Origin of the sequence: Flavobacterium sp. LC2016-01, assembly GCF_009711135.1 — a bacterium.
GTDB lineage: Bacteria > Bacteroidota > Bacteroidia > Flavobacteriales > Flavobacteriaceae > Flavobacterium.
On sequence record NZ_WMIC01000005.1, the window covers coordinates 312,114 to 326,374 of the forward strand.

Annotated in this window: 12 protein-coding genes and 1 tRNA gene; 4 read left to right on the plus strand and 9 right to left on the minus strand. The window is 34.0% G+C overall.

Going from position 1 to position 14,261, the window contains the following annotated elements:
- Positions 1–2: 2 nt before the first annotated feature.
- Together GKZ88_RS12585 and GKZ88_RS12590 are read right to left on the minus strand one after the other, a co-directional pair.
- The gene (locus tag GKZ88_RS12585) at positions 3–455 is read right to left on the minus strand and encodes a T9SS type A sorting domain-containing protein (protein ID WP_155102721.1); all 453 of its coding nucleotides are present in this window, start codon (positions 453–455) and stop codon (positions 3–5) included.
- Positions 456–919: 464 nt separating this feature from the next.
- Positions 920–992, minus strand: a tRNA-Met gene (locus tag GKZ88_RS12590).
- A 116-nt stretch (positions 993–1,108) separates the two neighbouring features.
- Between GKZ88_RS12590 and era the strand changes: the two genes are divergently transcribed.
- The 4 genes from era (at position 1,109) to GKZ88_RS12610 (ending at position 7,198) form a co-directional block, all read left to right on the plus strand.
- Positions 1,109–1,990, plus strand: a complete 882-nt coding sequence (era, locus tag GKZ88_RS12595) for a GTPase Era (RefSeq protein WP_133526670.1) — start codon at positions 1,109–1,111, stop codon at positions 1,988–1,990.
- Between the two features lie 133 nt (positions 1,991–2,123).
- On the plus strand, positions 2,124–2,717 hold the full coding sequence (locus tag GKZ88_RS12600) for a CHAP domain-containing protein (protein WP_155102722.1): 594 nt from the start codon (positions 2,124–2,126) through the stop codon (positions 2,715–2,717).
- 290 nt (positions 2,718–3,007) lie between these two features.
- On the plus strand, positions 3,008–4,318 hold the full coding sequence (gene der / locus GKZ88_RS12605; RefSeq protein ID WP_155102723.1) for a ribosome biogenesis GTPase Der: 1,311 nt from the start codon (positions 3,008–3,010) through the stop codon (positions 4,316–4,318).
- 123 nt (positions 4,319–4,441) lie between these two features.
- The gene (locus GKZ88_RS12610) at positions 4,442–7,198 is read left to right on the plus strand and encodes an outer membrane beta-barrel protein (protein WP_155102724.1); all 2,757 of its coding nucleotides are present in this window, start codon (positions 4,442–4,444) and stop codon (positions 7,196–7,198) included.
- A gap of 242 nt (positions 7,199–7,440) precedes the next feature.
- On the opposite strand, the gene GKZ88_RS12615 is transcribed toward GKZ88_RS12610, so the two are convergent.
- The 7 genes from GKZ88_RS12615 to GKZ88_RS12645 form a co-directional block, all read right to left on the minus strand.
- Complete coding sequence (locus GKZ88_RS12615; RefSeq protein WP_155102725.1) at positions 7,441–9,987, minus strand: TonB-dependent receptor; 2,547 nt, start codon at positions 9,985–9,987, stop codon at positions 7,441–7,443.
- Positions 9,988–10,238: 251 nt separating this feature from the next.
- Positions 10,239–10,652 carry an Rrf2 family transcriptional regulator gene (locus tag GKZ88_RS12620; protein WP_053470541.1) on the minus strand — a complete coding sequence of 138 codons (414 nt, stop codon included), beginning with the start codon at positions 10,650–10,652 and terminating at the stop codon, positions 10,239–10,241.
- 91 nt (positions 10,653–10,743) lie between these two features.
- Entirely contained in the window at positions 10,744–11,580 is an 837-nt protein-coding gene (locus GKZ88_RS12625; RefSeq protein WP_155102726.1) for a TPM domain-containing protein, read from the minus strand.
- 3 nt (positions 11,581–11,583) lie between these two features.
- Complete coding sequence (locus GKZ88_RS12630; RefSeq protein ID WP_155102727.1) at positions 11,584–12,021, minus strand: TPM domain-containing protein; 438 nt, start codon at positions 12,019–12,021, stop codon at positions 11,584–11,586.
- Between the two features lie 86 nt (positions 12,022–12,107).
- On the minus strand, positions 12,108–12,692 hold the full coding sequence (locus GKZ88_RS12635; RefSeq protein ID WP_155102728.1) for a LemA family protein: 585 nt from the start codon (positions 12,690–12,692) through the stop codon (positions 12,108–12,110).
- 34 nt (positions 12,693–12,726) lie between these two features.
- Positions 12,727–13,059, minus strand: coding sequence for a MerR family transcriptional regulator (locus GKZ88_RS12640; protein ID WP_053470537.1), 333 nt, complete (start codon positions 13,057–13,059; stop codon positions 12,727–12,729).
- 46 nt (positions 13,060–13,105) lie between these two features.
- Positions 13,106–14,083, minus strand: a complete 978-nt coding sequence (locus GKZ88_RS12645) for a peptidoglycan DD-metalloendopeptidase family protein (RefSeq protein WP_155102729.1) — start codon at positions 14,081–14,083, stop codon at positions 13,106–13,108.
- Positions 14,084–14,261 lie beyond the last annotated feature (178 nt).

Sequence of the window (14,261 nt, forward strand, 5' to 3'; positions counted from 1 at the left end):
TGTTATTGTTTGATAATTTTTATTGTTTTCTGTTCTCCGTTATTGTATGCAAGTGATACTATGTAAACCCCTGCAGGCAGGCTTTGAAAAGGTATATTCTGTGAATTGATTTCCTTTTTGCAGCTATATGACGTCAATATTTGTCCGTTGATGCCGATTACCTGTATTGATGATACAAAGTTTTCATCAACAAGATCCCATTTAAGGAACAGTTCCTCTTTAACTGGATTTGGGTAATAGGAAATAACATCGGTAGGAGAAAATTTTAATAAATCCTCTTCGCTGACGGCTTGAATCTCATTATTGTCTTTCGATGGTTTTGCAGATGCACAGTTAATACATAGAATTCGGTTAATTTGATTACCGGTTAAGTTGTCATAAGTGAATTTTAATTTATTCTGTGCTGTCGAAAAAGTGATGGAGCATAAAAAGAGAAAAATAAGGACATTCTTCATGTTGTCTATCTTTTGTTAAACATTTGTTAATTCATTACAAATAAAGAAAAAATATAAATGTAATATTATACTTATATTATTTTTATGGAATCTTTAATTTTATCGATAAAATATCATATTTCATCGATAAAATGATTTTTTTATAATTGCATAAATCAAAAAATAATAAAATATTAACATATCTATTCGAGAGAGTTCACTGTTTTTGAGGTACTTACATATTTCTAAGTAAGGAAAAAATATCCACTGACATTTTCTGCAAATTATTTGAAATATAAAATTTGTATAAGATCAATTAATTTACTTTTTGTAATGTATTATGCCTATGATTATAACTAAACAGGACTCGAACTAAGTTTTATTAAAATTACTAGTGTGAAGTATTTTCGATAAATAAAAGTTAAATTTATCGAACCAAAAAAAGCCTGAGAAATCTAGATTTCTCAGGCTTTTAAATTTATTAGTAGCGGGAACAGGACTCGAACCTGTGACCTTCGGGTTATGAGCCCGACGAGCTGCCTACTGCTCTATCCCGCGATGTTTCGGGTGCAAAGATACAGCGATTTTTGAGAAATCCAACGAAAATATTAAAAAATGTTTTATTTTCTCTATTGAGTTGATATGACTACCTTTGCAAATTAAATATTATGCAAATGTCACATAAAGCAGGTTTTGTAAACATCATCGGGAATCCAAATGTTGGGAAATCGACACTAATGAATGCCTTTGTTGGAGAAAGATTATCCATCATTACATCAAAAGCACAAACAACACGTCATAGAATCTTAGGAATCGTAAATGGCGAAGATTTTCAACTTGTATTATCAGATACTCCGGGAATTATAAAACCGGCTTATGAAATGCAGGAATCGATGATGAACTTTGTAAAATCGGCTTTTGAAGATGCTGATATTTTAATTTACATGGTCGAAATAGGCGAGCAGGACTTAAAAGATGAAGCTTTCTTTAATAAAATCATTCATGCTAAGATTCCGGTTTTGCTTCTTTTAAACAAAATCGACAATTCAAATCAGGAACAATTAGAAGAGCAAGTTGCTTTTTGGAAAGAAAAAGTGCCGAATGCTGAAATTTTCCCAATCTCAGCTTTGCAGAATTTCAATGTTCCAGAAGTTTTTGGAAGAATTATCGAATTACTTCCAGAATCTCCAGCGTATTACCCAAAAGATCAATTAACAGATAAACCGGAACGTTTCTTTGTAAACGAAACAATCCGTGAAAAAATCTTGCTGAATTACAGTAAAGAAATTCCGTATGCCGTTGAAATCGTAACAGAAGAATTCTTTGAAGACGAAAAAATTATCAGAATCCGTTCGGTAATTATGGTAGAGCGTGAAACTCAAAAAGGTATTATTATTGGGCATAAAGGTGCCGCTTTGAAAAAAGTAGGAACTGATGCTCGCGCCGATTTGGAGAAATTCTTCGGAAAACAAATTCACATTGAACTTTACGTAAAAGTGAATAAAAACTGGAGAAGCAATGCGAATATGCTGAAACGATTTGGATATAATCAGTAAAATGATTTGGGCGTGTCCCTTCGGGTCGGGCTTTCGGCTATATCTTTTGCTCCGTTCCACTTCACAAAAGGATACCGCCTCAATCCCTCACGCAAGCAAAACTAAAAAGAACATTGATTTTTTAGATAGATAAATGAATATTAAAAAGATTACGATTCTAATTATTTTGGTTTTAGCTTTGGGCTATGCAGGATTAAAAGTTGTAAAGAAAATAAATTTAAATTCAGATTTTAAGATAGGGCAGGCGCTGGACAGCTTAAATGGAGTAAAAGTTTATTATAACGGAGGAGTAGATCATATCTCAGGAAGAAACGTTACAAAAGACAATTACAATTTAGGGCTTAAATATCAATGTGTTGAATTTGTAAAACGATATTATTACGAACATGACAAGCATAAAATGCCAGATGCTTACGGACATGCAAAAGATTTTTTTGATCCAAGAATAAAAGATGGAGAGCTGAATTTGAAACGAAATTTAACTCAATATACAAATCCAAGTAAAGAGAAACCGGAAGCTGGAGATTTAGTGATTTTTTCAGGATCGTTGTTGAATAGATTTGGACATGTAGCTATAATTTCTAGAGTTTCTGAAAATGAGATTGAAATTATTCAGCAAAATCCTGGACCGTTTGGCAGTTCAAGAGAAAGTTTTGCATTAAAAATTCAAAAAGGAAATTATAAAATAGATAATAAAAGATTATTGGGTTGGTTAAGAAAAGAGTAGTAAATATAACTAAATATTCTTTTAACCTTTAAGGCCTAGCCCCGATGGGAGGGAAAATCCTTTTGTGCCGGGGTTCGGCATAAAAGATTGGAAGGAACAGCGGGAAATAGCTCCTGAAAATTATACAAATTAGAATAAAAACTTAGGTACTTAGAAACTTAGCATCTTAGCAACTTTTTTTAACTACCTTTGCAAAAAATTTAAATAAAGCATTTTTGGTTTATAATTTATTGTGATTTAGTCAAAAACGAAATCTGAAATTGTGAATCTGAGATCTAAAATTCAAAAAAATGAATAACATTGTTGCGATAGTAGGAAGACCTAATGTGGGGAAATCGACCCTTTTTAATAGGCTGATACAAAGAAGAGAAGCTATTGTAGATTCAGTATCTGGGGTTACCCGTGATAGAAACTATGGTAAAAGCGAGTGGAACGGAAAAGAGTTTTCTGTAATTGATACCGGAGGATACATCCGCGGAAGTGATGACGTATTTGAAGGTGAAATTCGTAAACAAGTAGAGCTTGCTATCGACGAAGCCGATGTTATTATTTTTGTGGTTGATGTTGAAGAAGGAATTACGCCAATGGATGAAACCGTTGCTAAATTGCTTCGTAAAGTAACAAAACCTGTGTTGTTAGCTGTAAATAAGGTTGATAACGCAATGCGTGAAAAAGATGCTGTTGAGTTTTATAACCTTGGTTTAGGTGAATATTTCACATTTGCAAGTATTTCAGGAAGTGGAACAGGAGATTTATTAGATGCTTTGATTGACTCTTTCCCAGAGAAACCAGAACCAGTTCAGGAAGAAGTGGTTTTACCACGTTTTGCTGTTGTAGGTCGTCCAAATGCAGGTAAATCAAGTTTTATCAATGCATTAATTGGTAAAGAACGTTTCATGGTAACGGATATTGCAGGAACTACTCGTGATGCAATTGATACAAAATTTGACCGTTTTGGTTTTGAATTCAACTTGGTGGATACTGCGGGAATCCGTCGTAAAGCTAAAGTGAAGGAAGATTTAGAATTTTATTCTGTAATGCGTTCGGTAAGAGCGATTGAGCATGCTGATATTTGTATTTTGGTTATCGATGCAACCCGTGGATTTGAAGGTCAAGATCAGAGTATTTTCTGGCTGGCTGAGAAAAACCGTAAAGGTGTTGTGATCTTAGTAAACAAATGGGATTTGGTTGAAAAAGATACTATGTCAACCCGTGATTACGAAGAGAAAATCAAAAAAGAATTAATGCCTTTTACAGATGTGCCAATTTTGTTCGTTTCGGCGTTAACAAAACAACGTTTGTTGAAAGCATTAGAAGCTACAGTTAAAGTTTTTGAAAACAGACAGCAAAGAATTGCAACTTCAAAGTTCAATGAATATATGTTGAAAGTAATTGAAGCGTATCCGCCACCGGCAACAAAAGGTAAATATGTGAAAATTAAATATTGTATGCAATTGCCAACGCCAACGCCTCAGTTTGTGTTTTTTGCAAACATGCCACAATACGTTAAAGAACCATATAAAAGATATCTTGAAAATAAAATCAGAGAAAATTGGGACTTCGCAGGAGTGCCGATCGATATTTATATCAGAGAAAAATAAAATTAAAATCCCCTGTAAAAAGGGGATTTTTTTTTGCTTTTAAACAAAATGCGCTGTAAATGTTACATATATAATTAAACCTTTAAGTTGTTTCTTGGTCTTAATAGCTCTAACCAACCCATTATGACCAAATATTTTTCTTATTTACTGTTTTTTCTTTTTTGTGTCGCTGCCAATGCGCAAAATGATATTATCATTAAAGGAACTGTTGTTGATCTTAACACACAGGTTCCGCTTGAAATGGCGACTGTATATTTTACAACCGTAAAGGATTCTGCTGTAATTGAATACGCTACTACTGATAAAAATGGTGTTTTCAGAATAAATACAAAAAAAATCAACAAGCCTGTTTTCTTGAAAGTCAACTATATGGGCTATCAGACTTTGGTTGAAGAACAAAAAGAACTTATTGAAAGCAAAGATTTTGGAAAACTGTATTTAACCGAAAATATAAACGCTTTAGAAAATGTTATTATTAAAACTGAAGCGCCTCCAGTTGCCATTAAAAAAGATACTTTAGAATTTAATGCTTCGGCTTTTAAAGTAAGGCCTGATGCCAATGTCGAAAATTTATTAAAACAATTGCCCGGCGTTGATGTTGATAATGACGGAAAAGTGACCGTAAATGGGCGAGAAGTTACTCAGTTTTTAGTCAACGGAAAAGCATTTTTTGATAAAGACGGACAGATGTTATTGAAAAACATGCCGGCCGAAATAATTAAAAAAGTTCAGGTTTCAGATTTTAAAACCAAAAAAGAAGAACTGGCAAAACAGGAATCAAGTTCAGACAATTCATCTATTAATTTCACGATTGACGAAAAGAAAAATAAAGGTTTCTTCGGAAAAGCACTTGCCGGTTATGGTTCTGATGATCGTTACGAAAGCAGTTTAATTATGAATTTCTTTAATAACAGTCAGAAGATTAGTGTTTTGGCTTCATCAAATAATATTAATTCGACAGGTTTTTCGATGGATGATGTTTTTGATAACATGGGAGGTGGAAGAAATAATAGTGCGAATCAGGCCAGTACTACAAGTGGCAAGGGAATTACACAATCTAATTTGGCCGGAATTAATTACTCTGATGATTGGTTTAAAAAATTGGCAGCTACTGGCAGTTATAATTTTTCGAATACAATTACGAATAATGACAGTAAAGCAAATCAGTTAAGTTTTTTACCAACTGGAAATATCATCACGACTTCTGATGCTAAAACCAGAAACGAAAATACTGGAAATAAAGCCAATTTTGAGTTCGAATACAAACTAGATCCTAGTACCCGAATTGTTTTTACACCAAAATTCAATCAAACGCGAGTTGTCAGTGATTCGGATTCTTCTAGTTCTTCTGAAGATGAAAACGGTCAACCTTTGAATAAAAGTACCGCGGTTTCTAGTCGAGAAAATACTTCAACTAATTTTGCAAACACACTTAATTTCAATAAAGCTTTTGAGAAAAAGAACCGTAATTTGAGTTTTGTTTTTGATAACAATAACACTGATGCAATTACCGATGGAATCAATGTTTCGGAAACTATTTTTTATCAGGACGGCAAGCCAACCGATTCGCGAAATCAGAAAAGCAGAAATGACAATGTGAACGATGCCTATTCGTTAGATATTGAATATACAGAGCCAATTACAGATTCATTGCGTATTAGATTTGGTTCTGATTTTGATTGGCAAAATGAAATAAAAGATCAAAAAACATACGATTTTGATGATGCTTCACAATCGTATTCTCAAATAAATCAATCGCTGACAACCTATACAACTTCTAAGCAAAACTCAGTTAGCCCAAAAGTGGGAATTACACTGCAGAAGAATAAATTCACGGTAAATCTGGATACAAAAACGTCGATTATTGATTATGATAATCATGCTTTTTATTTAGGAAAAGCTACTGATTTGAATCAGAAATATGCATTGCCTTATGCTACAGCGCAGTTTAGATATAAATTTAGCCGTTCAAAGAATATGACTTTTAAATACGATTATTCAAATACGCTTCCGGCTTCGAGTTTTTTACTGCCGGTTGCTAATTTGAGCAATCCTTTAAATACGATTATTGGAAACCCGAATTTGACGCCAATAGAGAAAAGTTCGGCTAATTTCAGTTTCAGAAATTTTGATTTCCGCACACGTTCTGGTTATAGCGTGTATGCAAGAGGAGATTATTATAGTAATGATATTTCTTCTACTTCATTTTATGATGACAGCGGAAAAAGAACAACAACATATGTGAATATATCAGATACGTACACCTTGACTGTTGGAGGAAACTGGAATCAATCGATCAAGAAAGATGCAAATACTTTTCGATACGGTTTGCAGTTGAACGGAACTTATAGTTTTGATAAAGGCTTCACAAATGCAGTTTTATACAATGCAAAAGGTACTGCAGTTACACCAAAAGTTTATTTGTCATATGAATATGGTGATTTGTTGGTTATTGCGCCTTCGTACAGTTTGTCATATAATGAAACAAAATATGAAAACTATACACGCGATGCGACTTCAAATGTGGTACACCGAATTAATTTGCAGACAACGAGTTATTGGCCAGATAAATTGATTTTCGGAAACGATTTTGGATACACATACAATTCTAATATTTCAAGTGATTTCAAAAAAGATTTTTACTTGTGGAATACAAGTTTGTCTTACGGATTTTTGGACAAAAAACTTTATGCGAAAGTAAAAGTGTATGATGTTTTAAATCAAAATTTAAGTGCTACTAGAACTATTTCGGCAACATCAATCCGTGATGAAGAAAATACAGTTTTAAAACGATATATAATGTTTTCATTAGCCTACAAAATTGGAAATTTTGCAGGAAATGAAAAAGGCAAGAGAAGAGGCCGAGAAAGAGAGGAGTAGGTTTTGTCTTTCTTTAGAGACGTGCAAATGTGCGTCTCTTTAAGGCTTTCAGAAGGTTTTAAGATTTTGAGAATCTAAGGTTCTGAGATACTAAGATGCTTAAAGGCGCATAAATCAAAATTTGATTTATGCGCCTTTTTAAGTAAGAACTCATTTTTGTGATTTCAGAATATATAAAAAAACGAGGCAAGCTTTTAAACTTACCTCGTTTTAATGATTTTAAACAAACTGACTTTATTGTTTTATAAAGAATATTTTAGAGTAACTCCGTAAGTTCTTTGGTCGCCAAGTACACCAGCATATTGTCCTGCGTTACCACCAGCTGGCAATAACTGCTCGTAATAATCTTTATTGAATAAGTTGCGTCCCCAGAAGTGAACAGATAAGCCTTGAGAAGCACGGAAACCTAAACGTGCATTAAAAATTGCATAACCTGGAACAACTAAATATTTTGATGCTGAAGGGCTTGAAGAAAATTCAGAACGTGCATAAGAATCTGCTGCAACAAATATTTTTCCTCTGTTTCCAAAGAATGTCGCATTGTCAGAAAGTTCACCGCCTAATGATCCTGCCCATCTTGAAGCTCCTGGCAAAGCACTTCCTGAGACATCTTTGAAAGATACAGCAGCCCCAGTTTCTTCTAATGGAAGCGGTGCATTTGTAAATTTCACGTATTTTCCATCAGTATAAGTTGCAGCCGCGTTTACTGTTAAGTGTGAACTAAATACGAAACTAGCATCTAATTCTGCACCTTTTACACGTACTTTGTCAGCATTGGCAAGGTATCCACGGTTTACACCTAATTCAGCAGCCTGAACGTTTGTTTGGAAATCTTTGATATCAGTATTAAAGAATGTTAAGTTGAAAATCGAATTTTTAAAAGGAGAAGTTTTTACTCCAATTTCATAATGATTTACTTTTTCAGGTCTGATTACTGCAAGATCAAGTAACGGATTTCCTTTTGAATCTGTTGGAAGTCCGGCAACGTTTACACCAACTGGTTTGTAGCTTTTTGCATAAGTTGCATAAGCGTTGATTTTGTCTGTAACTTTATAAGTCAATGTCAAGTTTCCTGAGAAATCTGTATTGTCTGTACTTGAATCAAATGCCTGGTCAGAGTAAACTGATTTTTTCAAAGCAATCAACGCGGGATCATTAGTTTGTAAACCTCCGTAAGTTAAACGGCTGTAATGCGCATCTTTTTTATCAAAGTTGTATCTTAAACCTGGTAAAACATGCAAGCGTTCTGTGATTGCCCAGTCAATCTGTCCAAATACTGCTGCGCTTGACGCTCTGATTCTTGCATCAGTTTTAATTCCGTATCCTTCAAAAAGACCTGGAGTTTTCCATAATGGACTAGTTGAACTTTGTGAGAATCTCCATTGTGCATTTCCAGATTCTTCTGTACCGTCAGTTTGAGAAGTTTGATCAATAAAGAATACTCCCGCAACACCACTTACTTTAGAAGTTAATTGACCTGCATAACGTACTTCTTGAGTAATTTGAGTTTGTCTTGTTGGGTTTTGAGATTTAGCCAATACTTGCAATCCTGTAAAATCTCTGTCATTTGACGGATCCCAGTTCCAGAATCTCCAAGCTGTAGTTGAAGTTAATGTTCCTGGTCCAACTTTTGTGTCAATGTTAAGGGAAATACCTCCCATGTCCTGATTTGAACGCCATGGTGTATCTTGGTCAATTTTACGGTCAAAAGCATTTAAGCTTGGTAATTGATAATTTAAATCTTTGATAATAGCATCAAATTGACGGTAAGCCGCTCTTTGAGTAGGAGCAACACCTGCTACAACCTGAGCATATCCATCAGGACGCTGTGTTGTAATATCTGCTGCTAAAATAATGTTAGTATTTACAGAAGGAGTCCAAAGCAATTGACCTCTAATTCCTTGATTGTTTAGTGTATTTGTTGGTCTTCCAGTTGCAATATTGTCAATTAAACCATCTCTTTGTGTTCCTGAAAAAGAGATTCTTCCAGCAACTTTTTTACCTAGAGCTCCAGTAACAGATGCTTTAGCTTGTAAAAAGTTGTAGTTTCCATAACTAACTTCAAAATCTGCTCCGGTAGAAAAACTTGGTTTTCTAGTAGTGATATTGAAAGCACCAGAAGTAGTATTTTTTCCAAATAATGAACCTTGTGGTCCACGTAAAACTTCAATTTGCTCTACATCAATAAAGTCTAAAGTTGTTGCTGCAGGACGAGCATAGTAAACACCGTCAACATAAAAACCAACTCCAGGATCGATTCCGTCATTTGTTAATCCGAAAGGAGAACCTAGACTACGAATGTTGATTCCAGTATTTCTTGGATTTGAAGAATAAAGCTGTACTGAAGGAACAAGTTCTTTGATACGGTTAACGTTAAAAGCTCCCGTTTGCTCTGCTTGTTTTCCTGTAATTACAGAAATTGCAATTGGCACATCCTGAACTTTTTCGATTCTTCTTCTTGAAGAAACTACCACTTCAACAAGAGCGTTTTCTTCATTTAAAACAACTTGTAATGGAGTTGCAGGCAAATCATCAATTTCTAATTCGGTTGTTTTATAGCCAACATATTGAATTAAAAGTGTAACAGGAAGCTTTCCTTTAGTATCGATAGTGAATTTTCCTGAAGCGTCTGTGATTGTGTTTATAGTAGTTCCCTTAACTACAACATTTGCAGCTTCTAATGGAGTATTTTCAGTGGTTTTAACTACACCTTCAATTTTTTGTGCAAATGAGATTGAAAAAGTTAAAACTGATAATATTGTAAGTATATTTTTAATCGAATTTTTCATTTTTATATTAAGTATATATGATTAGTAGAGTTTATAATAAAATTTTTTTTTATCAACACATACACATCATACAGGAAATGCTTTTTGCAGTTCTGAATTGACTATTAAATTTTGGTTGCAAAAGACTTTTTGTTACGCCTAATAAACTGAAATGTTCTTTCATGAGTTAAGAATTTGTAAATGGTTTGTTAATTATTTTTGGCAAATATATACAAATTCTATTAAATCGATAGGGTTTAGGGAATATTTTTTTATTTATTTACTAATGAGGCAATTGTAATGCCTTCCATAGCCTTTAAAGTTTTGTCTCTGATCAGCATTAAACCGTGACGCAGACTGCATTCAGACTCGGTTTTGCAATCAGAACAAGGCTCATAAAAATTTAAAGAAGCACATGGCAAAAGCGCAATTGCACCGTCAAATAATCGGTGAATTTCTGCCAAAGTGATGTCGTTTTTTGATTTTATCAGATAATATCCGCCAAATTTTCCTTGCTTGCTGCTCACAAAACGTCCTCGTTTTAGATCCAATAAAATCTGTTCTAAAAACTTTTTAGGAATGTTAGCGCCATCAGCAATTTCTATCGTTCTAGAAATGTGATTTTCGTCTTGTTCAGCTAAATAAAGTAAGGCCTTAAGGGCGTATTTTGCTTTATGTGATAACATCTATATTGAATTATGAATTGTAAATTTAACTAAAATAATTTAGTAAAACCTGAAACTTGAAACTTGAAACAAAAAATTGGAAAAATTAGTTTTACCAGCCTCCGCTAGAACCACCGCCAGAGAATCCGCCTCCGCCAAATCCACCGCCGAAGCCACCGCCTCCGCCGCCAAAACCACCTCCAGATGATCCGCCAAATCCACCGAAACCGCCTCCGCTGCTTCTTCCAAGACTGCTTAAAAGAATGATATCCATAAGGCTAGGACCGCCTCCGCCATTATTGCCAGAATTTCCTCCGCCACCTCTTTTATTTCGAGAAAGCAAGATTAAAACAATCACAACAATTACAATAAAGGGCAGTATTGGGAAATCTTTTCCTTTGCTTTGTTTTCTTTCGCCTTTAAATTTTCCTTTAAAAACGTCAATTATGGCATCAGTTCCTTTGTCAAGACCATTATAAAAACTACCGGCCTTAAATTCAGGAATAATTATATTTCGAATTATAGTTCCGCCAATTCCAGCTGTTAAACGATCTTCAACACCGTAACCAGGATTGATTGCGATTTTCTTTTCGTTTTTAGCTAATAATATGATTACACCATTATCATCTTTGGCTGTTCCTCCAATTCCCCATGTTTGTCCCCATTTTGTAGCTAACTGACTTACATCTTCGCCTTTTAAGCTTTCAATGGTAATCACTACAATTTGTGTTGTGGTAGAATCTGAATAACGAATCAGTTTTTCTTCTAATTGTGCTTTTTCAGAAGCACTTAGAATATTGGCATAGTCATAAACCGAAGTTTGCTTTTCAGGAACTTTAGGAATCTCAAATTGCGCAAAACTACTAGTATAAGTAAAAAGTGTTATTAGCAAAAAGGTAAATAGAAAGAATCCTTTTGAATTTGAAGTTTTGTTTTTGGACATTTTCATTATTTATCCTTTTGAGATTTCGTTAGATAATTCGTTGGTGTCACCTTCAGACCAAGGAAAGTATTTTTTTAATTGTTCTCCGGCATTTAAAATACCGTCAACGATTCCTTTTCTAAAATTTCCGGCCTTAAATTGTTCTACCATTTTGTCTTTGGTACAGTCCCAAAAATCAGCAGCTACAAGATCATTTATGCCTTTGTCTCCACAGATGGCAAAATTTTTATCGGCTACGGCAAAGTAAAATAAAACACCATTTTGAAGCTGTGTCTCATTCATTTTTAATTCATGAAAAACTTCTAAAGCTCGGTCATAAGGAGCTTTAGAAGTTGTCTGTTCTATATGTACTCTAATTTCGCCAGAAGTATTTTTCTCGGCTACGCGAATAGCTTCAACAATTTCTTGTTCATCTTCTTTGGATAAAAAATCTTCTACTTGTGACATTTGACTAATTTTAGAGTTTAGGTTAACGATTTTAAATTTCAGATTTAATCTGCAATCTAAAATCGTTAATCAAAAATATTAAATCTTTAGAATTTTACTTCAACTGGTTTATCAGCACCTGCAACAGCTTGAAAGTACGGTTTTTCTTTGTATTCACTCAAGAACCAATTGTTTGGAATTTTTAAAACATAACCATTGTAATCTTGTACCGATTCGTTAAAACGAGTTCTAGCTGTTAAAATTTGATTTTCAGTACTTGCCAATTCGTCTTGTAATTTCAAGAAATTCTCATTAGCTTTTAAAGTTGGATACTGCTCAACAGAAACTAATAATCTAGACAAAGATGAAGATACACCACTTTGTGCCTGGTTATATTGTGCTAATTGTTCAGGAGTTACATTACTAGGATCGATTGTTACTGAAGTAGCTTTTGCACGAGCTTCAATAACGGCAGTTAAAGTCGATTTTTCGAAATCTGCAGCACCTTTTACTGTGTTTACCAAGTTTCCAATAAGGTCATTTCTTCTTTGGTACGTTGTACTAACATTTCCCCATTCTTTATTTACGGCCTGGCTTTTTTGTAAAGCACTATTTTTTATTCCGATTGACCAAAATAAGACAATAGCAATAAATGCGATAAGAATTCCTACAGGGATTAACCACTTTTTCATATTTGTTTTGATTTAAGTTTATTTCTATTTTTAATTACAATTCGTTTTTGATGTCGTTTAATTGTGTTTTTATGGTCTCTAATTTACGTATTATTTCGAATTTATCTAATGTTTTCTTCTGACCTTCTTTTAAATGCGTTTTAGCACCTTCGAGCGTAAAACCTCTTTCTTTTACTAAGTGATAAATCAATTGCAGATTGGTTACGTCTTCGGGCGTAAACATTCGGTTGCCTTTGGCGTTCTTTTTTGGTTTCAGAATATCAAATTCGCTGTCCCAAAATCGTATCAAGGATGCATTGACATTAAAAGCTTTGGCAACTTCGCCTATACTGTAATATCTTTTATCTTTTGAAAGCTCAATATGCATGTTTTTTTATTTCTAATTTATTTCAAAAATAACACTTTTTATAGTATTAATCTAATGACTGATTTTCTTGGTTGGCCATATGCGAAATTGCGACATATTCTACAGCCGAAATATTTCCGTAATAAAAATTAAGCGGATTTACGACTTTTCCGTCTTTATGGACTTCATAATGACAATGCGGACCTTCAGATCTTCCTGTGCTTCCCACATATCCAATCACATCGCCGCGTTTAACATGCTGTCCCGGTCTGCAGTTGTATTTGCTTAAATGCGCATATAAACTTTCGTAGCCAAAACCATGCCTGATTACGACATGATTTCCAAATCCAGAAGCGGAGTTGTCAGCTCTTGCGACTACACCATCGCCGGTAGCATATACTGGAGAACCTGTGTTTGCGGTGAAATCCATTCCGTTATGCATTTTTCTTACTTTTGTGAAAGGGTCAATTCTGTATCCAAAACCTGAAGCTACTCGTTTTAAATTTTCATTTTGAACGGGCTGAATTGCCGGAATCGCTAATAGTAAATTACCCTTTACACTGGCTAATTTCAATATTTCATCTAATGATTTGGATTGAATTGCTAATGCTTTCGAAAGTTTGTCAATACGTTTTGTGGTATTTAAAACCAATTGCGAATTGTTATAACCTTCCAAATTTTTATATCTTTTCGGATCTCTAAAACCTTCTTTTCGAATCGAATCTGGAATTTCGGCTTTATTAAAATAAACACGATAAATATTATTGTCTCGCTCTTCTAATGCGTCAGCGACATCATCAATTTCATCCATTTTTTTGTTTAAAATCGCATATTGCAGTTTTAAATTCTCAATTTCACGTGTTTGTAAACGATCTTTTGGGGTTTCAAAATAAGGGGTGTTGATTAAAAGTACAAAAACTAAAAATCCGAATAAAGCTGAGGCCAGCAAAAACAGCAGCGCATACCCGATTTTGATTCTTTTTCTGGTTTTTATTTTTGTATAAGCCAGATTTTCTGAGTCGTAATAATATTTTACTTTCGCCATATTTTAAAATACGCTATTTTTGCACCTTGTAAAATAGGTTAGTCGAATAAAACTGCTAAATGTTTCAGTTATCCGACACTTTTTTTTTGCAAGGATTAATGATTAGATATTGGGGCTATTTTATCATTAGATAATGCGCAAAATAGACAATTTATTGTTTAAATTATTAAGTTTTTTA

What these genes read in the sequence shown, in the direction of transcription:
- GKZ88_RS12585 (WP_155102721.1), bottom strand. Translation starts at nt 455, where the DNA reads ATGAAGAATGTCCTTATTTTTCTCTTTTTATGCTCCATCACTTTTTCG.
- era (WP_133526670.1), top strand. Translation starts at nt 1,109, where the DNA reads ATGTCACATAAAGCAGGTTTTGTAAACATCATCGGGAATCCAAATGTT.
- GKZ88_RS12600 (WP_155102722.1), top strand. Translation starts at nt 2,124, where the DNA reads ATGAATATTAAAAAGATTACGATTCTAATTATTTTGGTTTTAGCTTTG.
- der (WP_155102723.1), top strand. Translation starts at nt 3,008, where the DNA reads ATGAATAACATTGTTGCGATAGTAGGAAGACCTAATGTGGGGAAATCG.
- GKZ88_RS12610 (WP_155102724.1), top strand. Translation starts at nt 4,442, where the DNA reads ATGACCAAATATTTTTCTTATTTACTGTTTTTTCTTTTTTGTGTCGCT.
- GKZ88_RS12615 (WP_155102725.1), bottom strand. Translation starts at nt 9,987, where the DNA reads ATGAAAAATTCGATTAAAAATATACTTACAATATTATCAGTTTTAACT.
- GKZ88_RS12620 (WP_053470541.1), bottom strand. Translation starts at nt 10,652, where the DNA reads ATGTTATCACATAAAGCAAAATACGCCCTTAAGGCCTTACTTTATTTA.
- GKZ88_RS12625 (WP_155102726.1), bottom strand. Translation starts at nt 11,580, where the DNA reads ATGAAAATGTCCAAAAACAAAACTTCAAATTCAAAAGGATTCTTTCTA.
- GKZ88_RS12630 (WP_155102727.1), bottom strand. Translation starts at nt 12,021, where the DNA reads ATGTCACAAGTAGAAGATTTTTTATCCAAAGAAGATGAACAAGAAATT.
- GKZ88_RS12635 (WP_155102728.1), bottom strand. Translation starts at nt 12,692, where the DNA reads ATGAAAAAGTGGTTAATCCCTGTAGGAATTCTTATCGCATTTATTGCT.
- GKZ88_RS12640 (WP_053470537.1), bottom strand. Translation starts at nt 13,059, where the DNA reads ATGCATATTGAGCTTTCAAAAGATAAAAGATATTACAGTATAGGCGAA.
- GKZ88_RS12645 (WP_155102729.1), bottom strand. Translation starts at nt 14,083, where the DNA reads ATGGCGAAAGTAAAATATTATTACGACTCAGAAAATCTGGCTTATACA.